Below are 19,015 nucleotides of genomic sequence, written 5' to 3' on the forward strand. Positions count from 1 at the left end.
GAAAATCATCAAAGTGAGAGTGTCGTTCGACGGTCTCACCATCACTTACCTAGGGGATCGTTAACTGTTCGGTGGTCGGGTTTGGCGTATGGAGAATTGCCGGTATTTGGATTTCCGTGGCTGGCCGATCAATCGGGTAGCTTATCGCTGGCATATGAAGTTAAATTAACTTTTGAAAAGTGATACTCTTCTCGCAAACAAGAATGGCCGCGACTGCGGCCAGAATATCCATGCGGGGTTACATCTTCAAATGACTTTCTTATCGATAAAACTTTTACCACATCCGCAGAAATCAACTAAAAGTTATATTGCGCTCCAACTGTGAATGTAAGACTGCGGCGACCGCCTGGTCCTTCAATGCGTCGACCATTCAATTCTGTGCGCACTGAAAACTCCTTACTGACATCATAGGTTAAGCCCACGCCTAATAACGGTGATCGATGCGTTTCTTCTTGGGGTTTTTCAGAGACGGAAGTGCTGGTGACTTGCGCGATCCCCAATTTGCCGAATGCGCTCACATTTTCTGTGAGCGGTTGTCTAACTACCCCACTGAAGTCGATCCCCTTGTTTTGTTGTGTTTGAATCGGTTTCATCGAGGAATCTCGAATGTCAAAAGTACCTAGATCAAAGCGAGAACCTTCGAAGGAGAAACGATCATTGAAACGGTAGCCCACATAGAACGTTTTAGCTTCGGATTGTTGGTCGCAAAGCTTCCGAGGACTACAAACATTTTCCAAGCGTGTTTGGCCGTAACTGACGCCACTATACATTTGCGCCGAGGCTTCCACTCCGGCACTTGCGAGTGCTAGGCAGATCAAGAACTTGAGATTTATGGTTTTGCGCATGACTATTCCTTTATGAATTTTGGTAATGTCATTTTCTCGAATATTGGTAATAAAAAAATATGAAAGTACAGTAAGTATTGTTTGATTGGGCGTCGAGCACTGGCTGTTAATACCTTTCATCTTCTTTATAAACCGTCTGGTAATGTGCAAATTAGATCTTGTCCATGTTTTGAATAGTCTTCGTCTTATGTTTTGCCGAAGCCATTGAACGCGGCAATTTTTATCATCTAGTTCCAAAGAACTATCTCCCGTAGTGCCAATGCGTAAGCGCATCCACCGCACCGACGAATGGGCGTTACTGGCTCAGCTCTCTAAAATTTGATCATGTCAAAGTGGCGCACATGCCATGGGTGGTGTGTGCAAATTGAGGAGCTTGAGATGAGTCATTTTTTGGATCGCTTGAAGTTCATGTCCAAGGTGAAATCCACCTATTCCAATGGTCATGGTGCGGTAGTCGATGAAGATAGACAGTGGGAAAACGCTTATCGCAGTCGTTGGCAACACGATAAGATCGTGCGTTCAACGCATGGTGTTAACTGCACTGGTTCTTGTTCTTGGAAGGTGTATGTCAAGAATGGTTTGATCACTTGGGAAACCCAACAAACCGATTATCCACGCACGCGCCCGGACTTGCCGAACCATGAACCCCGTGGTTGCCCACGTGGCGCTTCGTATAGCTGGTATGTGTATTCGGCGCAGCGCGTGAAGTATCCAATGATTCGTGGACGCTTGATGGAATTGTGGCGTGAAGCGCGTAAAACCATGGGGCCGATTCAAGCATGGGAATCTATTAGCCAAGATCCTGTCAAAGCAAAATACTATAAATCGGTGCGTGGCCTCGGCGGTTTTGTGCGTGCAGATTGGGATACCGCGCAAGAGATTATCGCAGCAGCGAACGCTTTCACGGTGAAGAAATTCGGTCCTGATCGCGTGATCGGATTCTCACCGATTCCTGCGATGTCGATGGTGTCGTATGCCGCTGGTGCTCGTTATCTTTCATTGATTGGTGGCGCTTGCTTGTCGTTCTACGATTGGTATTGTGATTTGCCACCTGCTAGTCCGCAAATTTGGGGCGAACAAACCGACGTACCTGAGTCTGCTGATTGGTATAACTCGACATATTTAATGGTGTGGGGTTCTAACGTTCCACAAACTCGTACACCAGATGCGCACTTCTATACTGAGGTTCGCTATAAAGGTACTAAGACCGTCGCAGTGTCTTCTGACTTCGGTGAGATGGTGAAATTCGGTGATATCTGGATGGCACCAAAACAAGGCACCGATGCAGCTTTGGCGATGGCCATGGGTCACGTTATCTTGAAAGAGTTCCACCTCGGCGGCAAATCAGATTACTTCCGCAGCTACGTCAAACAATACACCGACTTCCCAATGCTGGTACGCTTGGTTGAACGCAATGGTAGCTATGTGCCGGACCATTTCCTGCGTGCTTCTCAATTGCCAGGCAATTTGAATGAAGCCAATAATCCTGATTGGAAAACTCTCGCGATTGATAGCGCGACTAACGAGATCGTCGCACCAAACGGTTCGATCGGTTTCCGTTGGGGCGAAGGTAAAGTCAATGATGGTGAAAAAGTCGGTCGCTGGAATTTGGAAGCAAAAGATGGCGGTTCCGGTCGTGAAATCGATCCCTTGTTGTCGCTCGTGGCGGGACACGATGAAGTCGTAAGTGTCGGCTTTAACTACTTCGGTGGTGCAGATGCGAACGATATGGTGCAAAGAAATGTGCCTGTACGTCGAGTGGCCTTGGCCGATGGTTCTACCGCTTTGGTTGCCACCGTGTATGACTTGTCGATGGCGAATTACGGTGTGGATCAAGGCTTAGGTGGTGCGGTCGCAAGCTCGTATGACGACGATGTACCTTACACACCCGCTTGGCAAGAAAAGCATACTAGCGTCAAACGCGAATTAGTCATCCAAGTGGCACGTGAGTTCGCGCAAAATGCGCACGATACGCATGGTAAGAGTATGGTCATCGTTGGCGCTGCTTTGAATCACTGGTATCACAACGATATGATTTATCGCGGCATCATCAATATGCTGATGATGTGTGGTTGCGTTGGTCAATCCGGGGGCGGCTGGGCCCACTATGTGGGTCAAGAAAAATTGCGTCCACAATTCGGTTGGGCGCCATTAGCCTTCGCTTTGGATTGGGTACGTCCTCCACGTCAAATGAACGGCACCAGTTTCTTCTACGCCCATACTAGCCAATGGCGTCATGAAAAACTGCACATCGACGAGATCTTGGCACCAACGGCCGATAAGTCGAAAGTCAGTCACATGAGCATGATTGACATGAATGCGAAATCGGAGCGTATGGGCTGGTTGCCATCAGCACCGCAGTTAGAAACCAATCCGCTCGATGTATGCGACGCAGCTGCGGCGGCAGGTATGGAACCACAAGAATTCTTGAAGCAAGGATTGAAGTCTGGTTCTATCAATATGAGTTGCGACGATCCTGATAATCCTAAAAACTTCCCACGCAATATGTTCGTGTGGCGTTCGAATATCCTCGGTAGCTCCGGTAAAGGTCACGAGTACTTCCTCAAGTATCTGTTAGGAACGCAGAATGCATTGTTTGATGATCCAGACGATGCGGTGAAACCAAGTGAAGTCAAATTCCGCGATAAAGCGGCGGAAGGTAAGTTGGATTTGTTGACCGTACTCGATTTCCGCATGAGCACCACCTGCTTGTATGGCGACATCGTCTTGCCGACCGCGACTTGGTATGAGAAGGATGATTTGAATACGTCCGACATGCATCCTTTCATCCATCCATTGAGTGAAGCAGTGCAACCCTTGTGGGAAAGTAAAACAGACTGGGAAATCTATAAAGGCATCGCTAAGAAATTCACTGAGATTGGTGGTGATTATCTTGGCACCCGCAAAGACATCGTCTTGCAACCATTGATGCACGATACACCCGGTGAGCTCGGCCAAGCCTTAGAACCAAAAGATTGGAAGAAAGGCGAATGTGATCTGATTCCCGGTAAGACAGCGCCGACTTTTGTGGTGGTTGAACGTAATTACAAAGAGATCTACAAGAAGTTCACTTCCGTGGGTCCTTTGCTCGACAAGCTTGGCAATGGCGGTAAAGGTATCAACTGGAATACAGAGCACGAAGTGCATGAATTAGCAGGCTTTACCAAAACGGTGACCGAAGAAGGTGTTTCAAAAGGTCGTCCACGTTTGGAAACAGCAATTGATGCTTGCGAAATGATTTTGACTTTCGCTCCTGAAACCAACGGCCATGTATCGGTCAAAGCGTGGGACGCTTTGTCGAAAATCACCGGACGCGATCATACTCATTTGGCAGTCGGACGTGAACACGACAAGATTCGTTTCCGTGATGTACAAGCGCAACCCCGTAAGATTATTTCGGCACCAACCTGGTCAGGTTTGGAATCGGAAGAAGTGAGCTATAACGCGGGCTATACCAATGTGCACGAATTGATTCCATGGCGCACGCTCACAGGCCGCCAGCAGTTTTATCAGGATCACCGTTGGATGCTTGATTTTGGTGAAGGCTTCTGCGTCTACAAACCTGCGATCGACACCAAGACCGTGGCACCGATGTTGAACAAAGCACCGAATGGTGAAAAAGAGATCGTCTTGAATTGGATCACGCCGCATCAAAAGTGGGGCATTCACTCGACCTATTCCGATAACTTGCGCATGTTGACCTTGAGTCGCGGTGGCCCACACGTGTGGGTCTCCGAAATCGAAGCAAAAGAAGCCGGTTTGGTTGATAACGATTGGGTCGAAGTGTTTAACAGTAACGGTACTTTGACAGCACGTGTCGTGGTCAGTCAGCGCGTACCAAAAGGTATGTGCTTGATGTATCACGCTCAAGAGAAGATTGTGAACACACCTGGTGCAGAACTCTCCGGTATGCGTGGCGGTATCCATAACTCGGTGACGCGTGCGGTGTTGAAGCCAACCCACATGATTGGTGGCTATGCCCAACAGGCGTATGGCTTTAACTATTACGGCACAGTCGGTTCCAATCGTGACGAGTTTGTGGTCTTGCGTAAGATGAAAAAAGTTGATTGGCTTGAGGGAAAACTCGAGGAAGAAGCAAGGGGCTGAACGTGAAAACCCCTCAACGCTGAGACGCTGAGACGCGGAGTAAAACCTTGAATGAGAGGGAAAACTCTGATGTTGATTTTCTCGGCGTTCCTCGGTGCCTCTGCGTCTCGGCGTTGAGGGGTTTTGAAGAAGATTGGTTAATTAAGCGAGAAGGGTGCAATAAATTGCATCTGATGAGAAAAGGAATAAGAAATCATGAAAATTCGCGCACAAGTAGGCATGGTGTTGAATCTCGATAAGTGCATTGGATGCCACACCTGTTCCGTGACCTGTAAGAATGTGTGGACCAGTCGTGATGGCGTTGAGTACGCATGGTTCAATAACGTCGAAACGAAACCTGGTATTGGTTATCCTAAAGAGTGGGAAAATCAAAAGAAATGGCAAGGCGGGTGGCAGCGTAACGCCGCCGGCAAATTAGAACCTAAGCAGGGCGGAAAATTACGCATCTTGGCGAACATTTTTGCTAACCCCAATTTGCCGCAAATCGACGATTACTACGAGCCGTTCACCTACGATTACGAGCGTCTACAAAACGCACCTTTGTCGCAAACGCCACCGACGGCTCGTCCCGTTTCTGTCATCACTGGCAAGAAGATGGATAAGATCGAATGGGGCCCAAACTGGGAAGACGATCTCGGCGGTGAATTTAGCTCCCGTAGCCGCGACCAGTTGTTCGAAGGCGTACAAAAAGAAATGTACAGCACCTTTGAATCGACCTTCATGATGTACTTGCCACGTTTGTGTGAACATTGCTTGAACCCAGCGTGCGTCGCCTCTTGCCCATCTGGCTCGATCTATAAGCGTGAAGACGACGGTATTGTGTTGGTGGATCAAGATAAGTGCCGCGGCTGGCGTATGTGTATCTCTGGCTGCCCTTATAAAAAGATTTATTACAACTGGAGTTCGGGTAAAGCAGAGAAGTGCACCTTCTGTTTCCCTAGAATTGAGGCTGGCCAGCCAACGGTTTGCTCTGAAACATGTGTTGGACGTATCCGCTATCTGGGCGTGCTCTTATATGACGCCGATAAGATCGAAGCGGCTGCCTCGGTCGCCAATGAGCAAGATTTGTATCAAGCGCAATTGGATTGCTTCCTCGATCCACATGATCCTGCAGTGATTGCAGAAGCCCGCAAGCATGGTATTCCTGATAGCTGGATTGAATCTGCGCAAAAATCGCCGGTCTACAAAATGGCGATGGAATGGAAGATTGCTTTCCCATTGCATCCTGAATATCGCACCTTGCCGATGGTTTGGTATGTACCACCTCTGTCGCCAATTCAGAAAGCAGCAGAAGCAGGCCATATGGGTATGAACGGCATTATTCCTGACGTGAAATCTTTGCGTATCCCTGTGCGTTACTTAGCCAATCTCTTGACCGCAGGTAAAGAGGAACCAGTTTTAGAAGCACTCGAAAAAATGTTGGCGATGCGTGCCTACAAACGTTCAGAAGTGGTCCATGGTGAACTCGATCAGGCGGTATTGAAACAAGTTGGTTTGACCCCCGCTCAGGTCGAAGACATGTATCAAACGATGGCGATTGCCAACTACGAAGATCGTTTTGTGATTCCATCTTCACATAAAGAAATGGTGGAAGATAGTTTCAACGAAAAAGGTAGTTGCGGATTTACGTTTGGCAACGGCTGCTCGGGCGGTACTTCCGATGGTTCCTTATTCGGTAAGAAGCCACAAGGTAGCGTGATCTTTGTTGATATGCCGAAGTCGCGCAAGAAGATGTCCACGACAGAATAGGATGCGTGATAAATCCAATTCTCGGGCGCATAGCTGTGTCGAAAATCCTCGCAATACCGACGTATTGCTCCGGTTTTCTTCTTGCTCTGCATCCCGATAATTGAATTTCTCATCGATCCTATGTAAGCAGATAAATGAAGTAGGGCGGGTGCAACCCGCGCCGTACAAAGTAGTAGAAACCGCGCCAGCTGTACCTACCCTACAAAATGAATCGCAAAAAAGGAATTGATATGCAAATTTATCGCATCTTGTCGGCACTGCTGAGTTATCCGCAAGCGGAGTTGATCGAGGCTATGTCTGAGATTCGTGCAGCGCTTGCAGACGAGCCTGAGAATTTGGAAGCCTTGCAACCCTTGCTCGACTATTTGCAATCCAATAGTTTGATTGCGGTGCAGGAAAACTATGTGGGTACCTTCGATAGAACGCCGTCGGTGGCCTTGCATCTGTTCGAGCATATTCATGGTGAAAGTCGCGACCGCGGTCAGGCCATGGTCGATTTGATTGAAGAGTATCGTCGTTATGGTTTCGAACCAGAGATCAGCGAGTTACCAGACTATGTCCCCTTGTTCCTCGAATTTTTGAGCTTGGTTGATGATGATGTTGCCGAGCGCTTATTGGGCGAGGCGATTCATGTGTTGGCGGCGATCGGAGTGCGTCTACAACGCAAACAAAGTCCGTATGCGAATGCGCTGTTGGTATTGACGGCATTCACTGATGTGGTGCCGCAAGAGCAGGGAGAGCCGCCAGTGCGTGATATGGATGATGCGATGGAGACCTTTGGACCGGGTGTCGATGGCGTTGAACCTTTATTGAAACCGGGGGCATCGTGTTCACCAAATGGGGCAGGTGTACAGACTGTGAATTTCTATCCGCGTCAAAACAAGGCGACAGGGGTGGAGTTGCGGGGCTAATTGAGACTGTGATTCCCGCGTAGGCGGGAATCCAGTGACTGATCGCTCATGATTTGTTGTAACACGAAAGACATTTGTAGCACGCATCGCGTTTGTCGATGCCACATTATTGAGGGAGTTTATGATGGACTACTTACATCAGTTTTTATATGGGATCTACCCCTATATCGCACTCGCGATTTTCTTGCTGGGTAGCTTGGCGCGTTTCGAACGTGAACAATATACGTGGAAGAGCGACTCTTCGCAGATGTTGAAAACTGGCAATCTGCGCTTAGGTAATATTTGTTTTCACCTTGGTGTTCTCGGCTTATTTTTTGGCCACTTAGTCGGTTTGCTGACGCCTGTCAGTGTATGGGACGCGCTGGGTGTCAGTCATGGTTTCAAACAAATGATTGCTATCGTCATGGGCGGCACGTTCGGTAGTCTGTGTATGTTTGGATTGCTGATTTTATTGCACCGTCGTTTGACGGAACCGCGTATCGCAGCGGTGACAAAAACGGGTGACAAAGTTTTGTTGTTATGGATTTTGATTACCTTGGGCTTGGGCCTGTCGACCATTTTTGAATCATTGGAACATCGCGATGGACACATGATGGTGTTGTTGATGACATGGGCACAGCATATTGTGACATTCCGTGGCGATGCCGCCAGTTTCATTGAAGGTGCGCCGCTCTTGTTCAAGGCACATTTATTCATGGGTTTGACCTTGTTCGTGATTTTCCCATTCACGCGCTTGGTGCACGTCTGGAGTGGTTTTGCATCAGTGGGCTATTTAAGTCGCGCATGGCAATTGGTGCGTCCACGCTAAGATTTAGGAAAGAGCAGAAAACCCCTCAACTCAGAGGCGCAGAGGCGCAGAGATGCGCTGAGAAAGTCAAAAACGATTTTAATTCTGATCGTGCTCTCAGGATTAAGACGCGTCGGTGCTCTTGGGGGGGCTGAGCCAGAAAAATTAGGAGGCCAACATGCCTGTGATAGTGAACGATTACGAGCTCAGCGATGCTGAGATGGAAAAAGAATTGCCGCAGCATCAAGATGCCGCGGATCCGCTGAAGAGCGCGATGACGAGTCTGGTCTTGCGGCGTGTTTTACTTGATAAGGCCAAGGAACTTGCATTGCAAGGTGACGACGAACAGAAAATTGAAAGTTTGCTGGCGCGCGAAGTGATCATCCCTGAAGCTAGCCTTGAGGAGTGTCGTCGTTATTACGAACTGCATCAGCCGCGCTTTTTGACAGGCGAATTAGTGGAGGCGAATCACATTTTGTTCCAGGTCACGGCCAACGTCGATCTGGATGCCTTGCGTCAGCGTGCACAGAGTGTCTTGGATGAACTATTACAAAATCCCGATGGCTTTGCGGCGGCCGCTAAGAGCTATTCGAACTGCCCATCGGCTGAGGTAGGGGGCAATCTGGGTCAATTGAGTCGTGGCGAAACCGTGCCAGAGTTTGAAAAACCTGTCTTCTCAGCTGCTGCGCATAGTCTGTTGCCGCGACTAATTGAGACACGTTTTGGTCTCCATATCGTGCAACTCGGACGCAAGGTGGCAGGGCGTTTGATCCCCTTCGAACAAGTTCAACATCAAATTGCCGACGCCATGAAACGGGCGAGCTATGACCGTGCCTTGCAACAATATCTGAAGGTGTTAGTCGGACAAGCACAGATTAGTGGAATTGAACTGGCGGGGGCAGATGGTCCCTTACTGCAGTGAATGAAACTTGGTAAGTACGGCGTGCCGAATTGGCGGTGACAGCGGTTCACTTGCGTTGGTCATCGCCTGCTTTCGCACCTCGCACTTTGCATCACCTGAGAATATCAATACAAGTTTGAAGGATAGAAAAATGTCAGAAGCCATGATGAGATTGGTGAAGCAACATCAAGAATGTGACGATCAACTGAATCGAGTGGAAGCAGCTTTGCAAAAAGCGGATCTGGCTTCAGCTGGCCGGAATTTTCGCTTGTTTAATGAGCAGTTGGAAGATCATTTTCGGCTGGAAGAAGAGCGCTTATTTCCTGCTTTTGAACAAGCTACAGGTATGACCGAGGGTCCAACAGTCGTGATGCGCGCCGAACATCAAGAAATTCGAGCGCTGCGAGATCAGCTCGTCGCCGAGATCGAGGTGGGAGAACTCGAGTCGGCATTAGCAAGCATCGATACGATGAATGTTTTGATTCAACAGCACAATGTGAAGGAAGAGAACATTCTTTACCCCATGTGCGGCGGCAGTATCGCGCATCTGAATAAGGTTTTGGGCTTTGGTGGTTGCGGTGGCGTTTGCTCCTGCGCTGTGTAGGCTCAGGAATTGAGAGAAAGAGCCATAGACGAATCTGCAGACCAAGGTTTCAAATATCGAAGAGCTTGTGGCTTCAACACTTCCAGAACGCACGGCTGCCGCAGCGTGCAAGTATGATGTGTGAGCATGATGTGCAGTTTATGAAGCTCAATCAATTTTCATTCAATGAGGCTATGGGGGATGCTCGGTGCTCGAAGCAGCAAAAATATTACGTTACGACTTAGCACCACGCCCGGAGATCATATTTGGGTGCATGTTGCCAGCACCTTGGTGCGGTGTTCTGGCAGGCCTGTTGCTGGCATGGATGCCAGACCCACAATTTCCCTCACGCTTTGCACCACTCACACTATCGTTAACCCATATCATTGCAGTCGCTATGTTGCTGCCGGTGATGATTGGGGCCTTGTTTCAACTCTTTCCCGTGGTGGCTGGGCAGTCGATTGCAGCGGCTAAGCGGATCGCTCCTTGGGTCGCGATTTCCTGCTTCAGTACGGCTTTGTGTTTGAGTTGGGGCTTCTTTTACTCATCGCGTATTGCTTTTATCAGTGCTGGGGTGATTGCCTTGCTCTTGCTGGGGAGTACAGCGATCGCTCTGTTTGATGCGGGACGACGCATGTTCCCGCTGTTGCGTGTTGACGCAAGCCTGGCCACGCTCGCCACTATTTCACTCCCTATCTCATTGCTACTTCTGTTCGCACTGTTAATGCTGAGCGTGTTGTTGTCGTGGCTGCAGATCGATTTTATGGCTTTGTTGCAAGCTCACGTGGTATGGGCCTTGGTTGGCCTGTTGGCCTGCTTGGTCGGCGGTGTTGCTGCAACCACGGTACCGATGTTTTGGCAAACGGCACGACCTAGTAGGGCTTGGTCGCGCTTTTGGCCGTGTCCTGTTTTCATACTCTGTGCGTTCGTGACATTGGCGAGTATGTTTGAACAGTTCAATATGCCCTTGGTATCCGTATTGAGTATTTTGTGTGGTGTGGGTTTGATCTATTTATCGCTCATGCTAAAAAACTTACTCGGTGCGCGGCGTCGTTTTGATCCGGCGTGGCCATTGTGGGTAGCAAGTGTTTTGTCGTGGATGTTGGCCGCCGTGCTTTGTATGCTATACGTTGGTCGAACTTACCTTACTTCGTTGTTTCAGTTGCCTCTGCTACCGCTAATGCCATCCAGCTTGTCATGGGAGTCCATGCCGTGGATGATCGGTGTGCTCGTTTTGATTGGTGGTGCCGTCTTGCCAATGAACGCGATGATAGGAAAAATCGTGCCTTTTTTGGTATTTCTGCATGTGCGACGCGCCATTCCTATGGGACAAAAAATTCCGAGTATGCAGATGATTTTGCCACCTGTGTTCTTGCGCTATCAAGCGCGGCTGGTGCTGGTCAGTTTGTGCTTCGCGGTCTTATTGCCCATCGCGCCTTCCATTCTGCGGTGGTGTGCAGGCTTGAGTTTCTCCGCATCACAGGCCTTGCTTGCCATCGTCTTGATGCGTTGCCTGTTGAGTTATCGTCGCCAAATTCAGATTAACCGCAGTGCATCGACCAGTGCCATGCATCCTAGCAAGTTGTGATACGCATATCTAATATGTCTTAAGCGTTTTCTGTTGAAGATAGGTTTGAACTCCCGTCGGGCGGAGCTTATATGATGCTAATTTTTCATGACTCATCGCCTTATTCTTGATCCGAATCAAAATTTATCCCCCAAAAGAACTAGATGATTTAGCTTGCTGGCCAATTGTGGCGGGCGGCAAAGCTGCGCACAATGGCAGTATGGATACTCAAACTCCCATTCGAAACGAAGCCCGTGTGCTCGACCGTCAGCAAGCGAATTTGCAGGACAGGTTTGGCCGAAAGATTGATTATCTACGCGTGTCGGTGACGGATAAATGTGATTTGCGCTGTAGCTATTGCATGCCGAAGGGATTCCGTGGCTTTGAAGAGCCCGAGAACTGGCTGACTTTCGCCGAAATAGAACGAGTGGTAGCAGCCTTTGGTCGCTTAGGCGTGCGTCGAGTTCGGCTGACAGGCGGTGAGCCGCTGCTTAGACGCGATTTGCCGCGTCTGGTGGGCGCTCTGGCGAGTCATTTAGAGTTGGAAGATATTTCTCTTTCGACCAACGCGACACAATTAGAAAAGCATGCACAAGCCCTGTTCGATGCGGGTGTTCGGCGAATCAATGTGAGCCTGGACAGCCTTGATCGTGCCTGTGTACAGAAAATCACGGGCAGCGATAATCTGGAACAAGTCATGCGTGGACTGCGTTTGGCCAAAGAAATTGGCATGCGCCCAATCAAGCTGAATATGGTCGTGATGCGCGGCGTTAACGATCATGAAGTCAGTCGAATGACGGCCTTCTGTATGCGCGAAGGTTTCATCCTCCGCTTTATCGAAGCGATGCCCATGGGCAGCACGGGACAAGCTAGTGCGTACTGTGATTTAGGGCCGATCCGCGAGCAGTTAGTGCGCGAGTTTGATCTCATCCCCGTCGCGAAAGAATTGGGCGGTGGGCCAGCACGCTATTGGCAGGCCCGTAATGGTGAAGGCACGATTGGTTTTATTTCACCAATTAGTCAGCATTTTTGCGCGAGCTGTAATCGGGTCCGTTTAGCGGTGGATGGCACCTTGTATATGTGCTTAGGTCAGGAAGCTGCTTTCCCATTGCGACCTTACTTGCGCCAAGGGGTAACGGATCAAGCGCTCGAACAATTGTTGTTGCAAGCCATAGAACTGAAGCCAGAACGACATGAATTTAACAGCAAGCCACATCAAGTGGTACGATTTATGTCCCAAACGGGTGGCTAGGTAGCCTAAATAGATTAAGTTGTCACAGAAGCCTGTCTGGTCATAGCAGTAGACAAGGAAAGAACATGGAAGTCAGAAATATTCATCAATTTATCGAAGGTTTTCAGCGCTTTCAGTCTAAGTATTTTTCCGGCGATACGAAACTGTATGACCGATTGAGCAGCGGGCAAAATCCCACGACTTTGCTGGTTGGTTGTTGCGACTCTCGGGTTGACCCCGCTTTGCTGCTCGATTGCGATCCAGGTGATATCTTTGTGATTCGTAACGTAGCGAACCTCGTGCCACCATGTAATGAAACCGGCAATCAACAAGGTGTGAGTGCGGCAATTCAATTTGCTGTCGAGGCCTTGAAAGTCGAGCGGATTATCGTCATGGGCCATGAGAAATGTGGCGGGATACGCGCTTTGATGCAAGGCTATCAGCCTAGTCGTAAGATTGATTTTATTGGGCGTTGGATGCGCATCGTTGAACCGGTCAAGCAGCAAGTCTTAAGTCGCTTGGCGCATTGCAGTGTCGAGGTACAAAATCATGCTTGTGAACTTGGTGCGATCATTTTGTCACTCAATAATTTGCGCAGTTTTCCGTGGGTGCGCGAGCGCGTCGAAGCAGGTGAACTTGCTTTACACGGCTGGTATTTCGACATGACGAATGGAGCGCTCTTGGCCTATTCTGATCGTACCGATAGTTTTTTGCCGATGGTTTGTCCATTGGGCGTGAGTCATGCTGATGGTCATGATAGGCTCACAGAACAAGAGGCGCGCGATGTGATGGGCGCGGCGATGTTAGAGATTTGATGACGACGCCTCTATGATGAGAATTCAAGACTTGGTGATGGAATGAGCATAGACCAAACAGCTAATGCGAGAGTTGTAACGGCAAAGGTGGCGCATAGTTCACAGCATATCCCCATGGGTAAAAGGCTGACTTTCCGCATTTTGTCGATGACCGCCATCGGTTTGGTGTTGACTCTCGCGGCCATCGCCTACACCTTGCTGCTGTCGTGGCAATTGGAGGGTGGTGGTGCGGCTATCAACGAGGCCGGTAGTTTGCGTATGCGTTCTTATCGCTTGGTCCAAGTGATCGAACATCCTAGCTCAGAAATTTCCGCCACAAAGGAAGTGATCGAATTTGATCGGGTCTTGGCAGATTTGCAGCAAGGTGATCCGCGTCGCCCATTGTTCTTGCCGCAAACGGATGCCATTCGAGCGCAGATGCACAATGTGCTAACAACCTGGCAGAGCAATATGCGCCCGGATCTGGAAGCCTTGATGCGAATTGGTGAGGGCGAACAAAAGCAGTTGGCATTGAAGGCTTACCTACAAAAGCTGCCGCATTTTGTCGACGACATCAATCGTTTGGTATCTTTGGTGGAAGTGGAATTGGCGGAAAAGACGACGTGGCTAAGATTGTGCCAAACGGCCCTGATCTTTATGTCGCTGGCCGCCAGCGTTGCGCTGCTGTATTTGCTCTATCTGTGGATTGTTGGTCCAGTTGCGCGGATGCGCGCTGGTATCGCCAAAATGAGCCAAGATGAATTAGACGTACGCTTACCGATTGAGACGGAAGATGAGTTTGGTGTGCTAGCACAAGCCTTCAATCATATGGCAGATCACGTCCAGAGCGTGCATCGCACGTTGGAAGATCGCGTTTCGGAGAAGACGGCGAAGTTGCAGGCGCAAAATCACGAGATGAGCACGCTGTATGAAATCGCCGGATTCTTAGCAGGCCCGCATGCGATTGAAGAACTGTGCCGTGGATTTTTACATCGCATTATGCAAAGGATGCATGCTGACGGCGGCACAGTACGGATTCTTGATAAGCATAGCGACAATATGCATATCACGGTGCATGAAGGTGTGCCAGATCATATGATCGAACAAGAACATTGCATTAAAAAAGATGACTGCTTATGTGGTGCGGCCACTCAGCAAGGCGTCATTGTGGTGCGGGACTTCCGCATGCTCGATCAGCAAAAACGTTATCGCTGTGCAGAGGAAGGATATGTCTCACTGGCGGTGTTTCAGATTCTGGCACGCGAACAAGTACTGGGAACATTTTCTCTACACTTTCTCAAAGAACGTTTAGTCACAATAGAAGAACGACGTTTACTTGAAACACTTGGCAAGAATCTCGGTGCAGCGATTGAAAATCAACGTTTGATCGCCAAGGAAAAAGAGTTCGCTGTTTCGCAGGAACGTAATTTGCTGGCGCAGGGTTTGCACGATAGCATTGCGCAAGGTTTGAATTTTTTGAATCTTCAGGTGCAGATGCTCGACGATGCGCTCAAACGTAGTGATCTGTCTGAAATTGCTGACATTTCGCCTTTACTCAAGGCGGGTGTGCAAGAGAGTTATGAAGATGTACGTGAGCTCTTGTTGAACTTCCGTACCCGTTTGCAAGACAGTAATCTCGAGGGCGAAATGCGCAATGTGGTGGCGAAGTTCCAACGCCAAACTGGCGTGCATACGACGATCGATTTCCGCGGCACCGGGGCGCCATTGGCACCTGAACAGCAACTGCAAGTGCTTTTTATTTTACAAGAAGCTCTGTCGAATGTGCGTAAGCACGCTCAGGCCAGCGAAGTGAATGTGGTGGTGGAAAATGAGCGTGACTTTAGCCTCCGCGTCAGGGATAACGGCGCAGGTTTTGCCATGGAAGATGTGGCATTGAAGGGTGAAGGACATGTCGGTTTGCGTATTATGCAAGAGCGCGCCCAACGTTTGTCGGCACAGTTTGAGATCCAAAGTGAAAGTGGAACAGGTACGACCATTCACCTGCGCTTACAACGTACAGAGCGCTTAGTCGCATAAACAACAAGGATAGAGACGCATGAGCATTAAGATTTTATTGGTCGACGATCACACGCTTTTTCGCAGTGGCATACGCTTGATTTTGCAGCGTAATCCTGAGTTTGAGATCGTCGGTGAGGCGTCCGATGGTTTGGAGGGCGTCAAGCGTGCCAAACAACTTAAGCCTGATGTGGTTTTGATGGATCTGAACATGCCTGGCTTGTCCGGTCTGGAAGCGATGCAGTTGATCGTCGAAGATGTGCCCAGTACGGCGGTCTTGATGTTGACGGTGTCTGAAGAAGCGGAGGACTTGGCGACGGCCCTGCGCAGCGGTGCACGCGGCTACTTGCTGAAGAATATTGAAGCCGATTATTTGACCAATGCCATTAAAAAAGCTGCTGCGGGTGAAGCCGTGATTGCCGAAGCCATGACTGGTAAGCTTGTGATGCAATTCCGCACTGGGCAGAATCAAGCGCCAACCACGGAAAAAGAAAAACTCACACCACGTGAACGTGAAACCATGGTCTGCCTCGCTCGAGGAGAGAGCAACAAAGAGATCGCTCGCCATCTCGATGTGGCTGAAAGCACGGTCAAGATTCATGTGCAGAATATCCTGAAAAAATTGAATTTAACCAGTCGTGTACAAATTGCAGTGTATGCCGTCGAGCATGGCTTAGATAAATAATTCTCCGCAGCTTCTTTTTCTGTTGCTGTTGTTGCTCTAGCTATTGTTGTGGCCATAGGCCACTCCTCAGTATTTCTTATCTTTTGTACCCGCACATTGATAGCCCTTAACTACGTCGTTTGGCGTATAGGCTTCGATGAAAAAACTTTCTACACTCGAATCGTTGTTGAATTCGTCAAATGGTGAGCGAGGGAAGCGAGTTTAGATGCGGGCAATATGAATCCTTGGCTTTGATTCATCGATTTTGAATAGTCGGTTTTGTACATCTGCATCGATTTCCTCCAATATAGAACTTGTCACTCTCAAAGAACTTGAAGAGTCAGCAAGCAAGCTCACACCACGATATCAGGCGCGATCGGTAGCCGTGATCGCATATGGAGATGTTTTTTCGAGGTGACTAGGATGGATAAGATTAAGATCGAATTATTACTCGCGAATCAAAGCCTGTTTCAAGGTATTTCGCCTTTTGAATTGGAAAGTTTGAAGCGTGACGTGCAGAGGGTGGAATTGGATAAAGGTCTTTGCCTTTTCCAAAAAGGCGATCAAGCCGATGCTTGTTATATTTTGGTGTATGGCTTGTTGAAGTTAGCGATCCCATCCACGACCGGCAGTGACAAGGTGCTTGAACTGATTCGTCCTGGACAATGCTTTGGCGAAGCCATGATCTTCCTCGAGGAAACCTATCCTTTTTACGCTGAGACTTTGGAGTCTTCGCTGTTCTTACGTATCCCAAGGAATGCGCTGTTTAAGTTGCTAGAGCAATCACCGTCTATTGCACGGCAGATGATGACAGGCTTGTCTTATCGTCTGCTCGGCTTTATTCGTAGTCTAGAGCGACAATCAAGTCACAATGCCATGCACAGGGTGATTGATTACTTGTTGCAGGCGGCACAAGCACAGGAGTCATTGGAAATACGACTTGAGCTCAAGAAAAATGTGGTGGCCTCCTTGCTTAACTTGACGCCGGAAACTTTCTCGCGCATGTTGCATCAGCTCGGCGAAGAAGGCTTGATCCAAGTACGAGCTTCGCGTATTACCTTGTATTGCGGTGATGCATTGCGTCGCTTTCAAATACACTATGATGAACAAGAACTTGCTTCAGGGCGTGGCGCGCGCGCTCAGCGGCTGAGTATTCCCGCCTTTCATTAAGCCGATAGGTTTCAGCAATATTTCTCTCACACGATATTTTCTCTTCAGCCGATTGAGTCAAGGAACTAGTTCTTTCGGCTGAAGCAGCACTCCTTCTGCTGCACTTGCGGCACCCAAACGAAGAATTTCATATTGGCCCTGACTTCTCTACCCTTGAAATAAAGGAGTAGTGCTTGTCTTGACGTGGTTTTAATCCCGGTCAGGGAATCACAAAAGGCGAGCCGCTCACTCCCACAAATTAATTAAAGAGTTTGCCAATAAAGGAGAGAAACATGGCACAAGCCTTAAGTCGTTGGGAGCCCGAAGATACTGGTTTTTGGGCGAAAGAGGGGAGTGGCATCGCCAATCGTAATCTGTGGATTTCGATACCCTGTTTAATGCTCGCATTTTCTGTGTGGATGTTGTGGAGCGTGGTGGCAGCGAATCTTGATAAAGCAGGATTCAAGTTCACCAAAGATCAATTGTTTTTCTTGACTGCTTTGCCTGCCCTGTCAGGGGCAACGCTACGCATTTTCTACTCGTTCTTAGTGCCGATTGTGGGTGGACGTCGTTTCACAGCCTTGTCCACAGCGAGTCTGTTGATCCCTGCAATTGGCATGGGCTTCGCCTTGAAAGATCCGACCACCAGTTACTCGACCTTGTTGGCCTTAGCCTTGTTGTGCGGACTTGGCGGTGGTAACTTCAGCTCTAGTATGGCGAACATCAGCTTCTTCTTTCCGAAAGCGAGAAAAGGTTATGCCACGGGCATGAATGCGGGGATCGGTAATCTCGGCGTATCGGTCGTGCAATTTGTCGCACCTTTGGTGATTTCTTCAGCGGTGTTTGGCGCTTCAATTTCCGGTGATGGCTATCTCTATCACAACGCAAAAACCAATGTCGATCAACTGTTCTGGCTGTCGAATGCTGGTTTCATTTGGGTACCCTTTATTTTGGTGGCGACTGTAGCAGCATGGTTTGGCATGAACGATATCGCTTCCGCAAAAGCCTCATTTTCTGATCAAGCGATTATCTTCAAACGCAAACACAACTGGTTGATGTGCTGGTTGTATATCGGCACCTTCGGTTCTTTCATCGGCTTCTCAGCGGCATTCGGTATGTTGATCAAAGCGCAGTTCCCTGAAGTAGAAGTCGCTAAGTTCGCTTTCCTAGGACCTTTGGCAGGTGCTTTAGCACGCCCGATTGGCGGTATTTTGTCGGATAAAATCGGCGGCGCACGCTTAACTTTCTGGGTCTTCGCTGCCATGGCTGCGACCATCATGATCGGTATTCTGCCAGCCTTGCACGAGCATCAATTTACGGTATTTTTGTATTCCTTTATCACGATGTTTATCTTGACTGGTTTAGGAAACGGTTCGACTTTCCGTATGATTCCTGTGATCTTCCAGACCGAGCGCGAACGTGCCGCAGCAGGTAAAGGTGAAGCGGCCTTGCGTCAGAGTCGCCTTGATGCGGCCAAAGAATCTGCAGCGGTACTCGGTTTCTCGGGTGCGATTGGTGCCTATGGCGGTTTCTTCATCCCACAAGGTTTTGGTACATCGATCAAAATTACTGGTGCGCCTGACATGGCTCTGTACACCTTCATCGCCTTCTATTTGAGCTGTATGGTTGTGACCTGGTGGTATTACTCACGCAAGAATGCAGAAATGCCTTGCTAAATCGTTTGTCTTCATAAGTTCAGCTACAAACCTGT

Annotated in this window: 14 protein-coding genes; 13 read left to right on the forward strand and 1 reads right to left on the reverse strand. The window is 49.0% G+C overall.

The genetic code is table 11. The features are described 5' to 3' along the window. Positions 1-296: 296 nt before the first annotated feature. Positions 297-965: an outer membrane beta-barrel protein gene (locus RF679_RS05350; RefSeq protein ID WP_309483184.1), complete on the reverse strand. Its 669-nt coding sequence runs from the start codon at positions 963-965 to the stop codon at positions 297-299. Positions 966-1,223: 258 nt separating this feature from the next. On the opposite strand from RF679_RS05350, the gene RF679_RS05355 reads away from it, so the two are divergent. From RF679_RS05355 to RF679_RS05415, 13 genes are all read left to right on the forward strand, one after another. Next, entirely contained in the window at positions 1,224-4,952 is a 3,729-nt protein-coding gene (locus RF679_RS05355; protein WP_309483185.1) for a nitrate reductase subunit alpha, read from the forward strand. Positions 4,953-5,147: 195 nt separating this feature from the next. Beyond that, positions 5,148-6,701, forward strand: coding sequence for a nitrate reductase subunit beta (narH, locus tag RF679_RS05360; RefSeq protein ID WP_309483186.1), 1,554 nt, complete (start codon positions 5,148-5,150; stop codon positions 6,699-6,701). A 230-nt stretch (positions 6,702-6,931) separates the two neighbouring features. Further along, positions 6,932-7,612, forward strand: a complete 681-nt coding sequence (gene narJ / locus RF679_RS05365; RefSeq protein WP_309483187.1) for a nitrate reductase molybdenum cofactor assembly chaperone — start codon at positions 6,932-6,934, stop codon at positions 7,610-7,612. A 124-nt stretch (positions 7,613-7,736) separates the two neighbouring features. Further along, entirely contained in the window at positions 7,737-8,420 is a 684-nt protein-coding gene (narI, locus tag RF679_RS05370; protein WP_309483973.1) for a respiratory nitrate reductase subunit gamma, read from the forward strand. Between the two features lie 157 nt (positions 8,421-8,577). Next, entirely contained in the window at positions 8,578-9,321 is a 744-nt protein-coding gene (locus RF679_RS05375) for a peptidylprolyl isomerase (RefSeq protein WP_309483188.1), read from the forward strand. A 130-nt stretch (positions 9,322-9,451) separates the two neighbouring features. Further along, positions 9,452-9,904, forward strand: a complete 453-nt coding sequence (locus RF679_RS05380) for a hemerythrin domain-containing protein (RefSeq protein WP_309483189.1) — start codon at positions 9,452-9,454, stop codon at positions 9,902-9,904. Positions 9,905-10,157: 253 nt separating this feature from the next. Next, complete coding sequence (locus RF679_RS05385) at positions 10,158-11,471, forward strand: hypothetical protein (RefSeq protein ID WP_309483190.1); 1,314 nt, start codon at positions 10,158-10,160, stop codon at positions 11,469-11,471. A 199-nt stretch (positions 11,472-11,670) separates the two neighbouring features. Continuing rightward, the gene (gene moaA / locus RF679_RS05390) at positions 11,671-12,702 is read left to right on the forward strand and encodes a GTP 3',8-cyclase MoaA (protein ID WP_309483191.1); all 1,032 of its coding nucleotides are present in this window, start codon (positions 11,671-11,673) and stop codon (positions 12,700-12,702) included. A 65-nt stretch (positions 12,703-12,767) separates the two neighbouring features. Further along, on the forward strand, positions 12,768-13,496 hold the full coding sequence (locus tag RF679_RS05395) for a carbonic anhydrase (protein ID WP_309483192.1): 729 nt from the start codon (positions 12,768-12,770) through the stop codon (positions 13,494-13,496). A gap of 42 nt (positions 13,497-13,538) precedes the next feature. After that, entirely contained in the window at positions 13,539-15,512 is a 1,974-nt protein-coding gene (locus RF679_RS05400) for a type IV pili methyl-accepting chemotaxis transducer N-terminal domain-containing protein (protein WP_309483193.1), read from the forward strand. A gap of 19 nt (positions 15,513-15,531) precedes the next feature. Then, on the forward strand, positions 15,532-16,176 hold the full coding sequence (locus tag RF679_RS05405; RefSeq protein WP_309483194.1) for a response regulator transcription factor: 645 nt from the start codon (positions 15,532-15,534) through the stop codon (positions 16,174-16,176). Positions 16,177-16,578: 402 nt separating this feature from the next. Continuing rightward, positions 16,579-17,325 carry a Crp/Fnr family transcriptional regulator gene (locus RF679_RS05410; RefSeq protein ID WP_309483195.1) on the forward strand — a complete coding sequence of 249 codons (747 nt, stop codon included), beginning with the start codon at positions 16,579-16,581 and terminating at the stop codon, positions 17,323-17,325. A 272-nt stretch (positions 17,326-17,597) separates the two neighbouring features. Beyond that, the gene (locus RF679_RS05415) at positions 17,598-18,980 is read left to right on the forward strand and encodes a NarK family nitrate/nitrite MFS transporter (RefSeq protein WP_309483196.1); all 1,383 of its coding nucleotides are present in this window, start codon (positions 17,598-17,600) and stop codon (positions 18,978-18,980) included. The last annotated feature ends 35 nt before the right edge of the window (positions 18,981-19,015 follow it).

The sequence above is a fragment of the Undibacterium cyanobacteriorum genome (assembly GCF_031326225.1).
In the GTDB taxonomy this organism is placed as follows: domain Bacteria; phylum Pseudomonadota; class Gammaproteobacteria; order Burkholderiales; family Burkholderiaceae_D; genus Undibacterium; species Undibacterium cyanobacteriorum.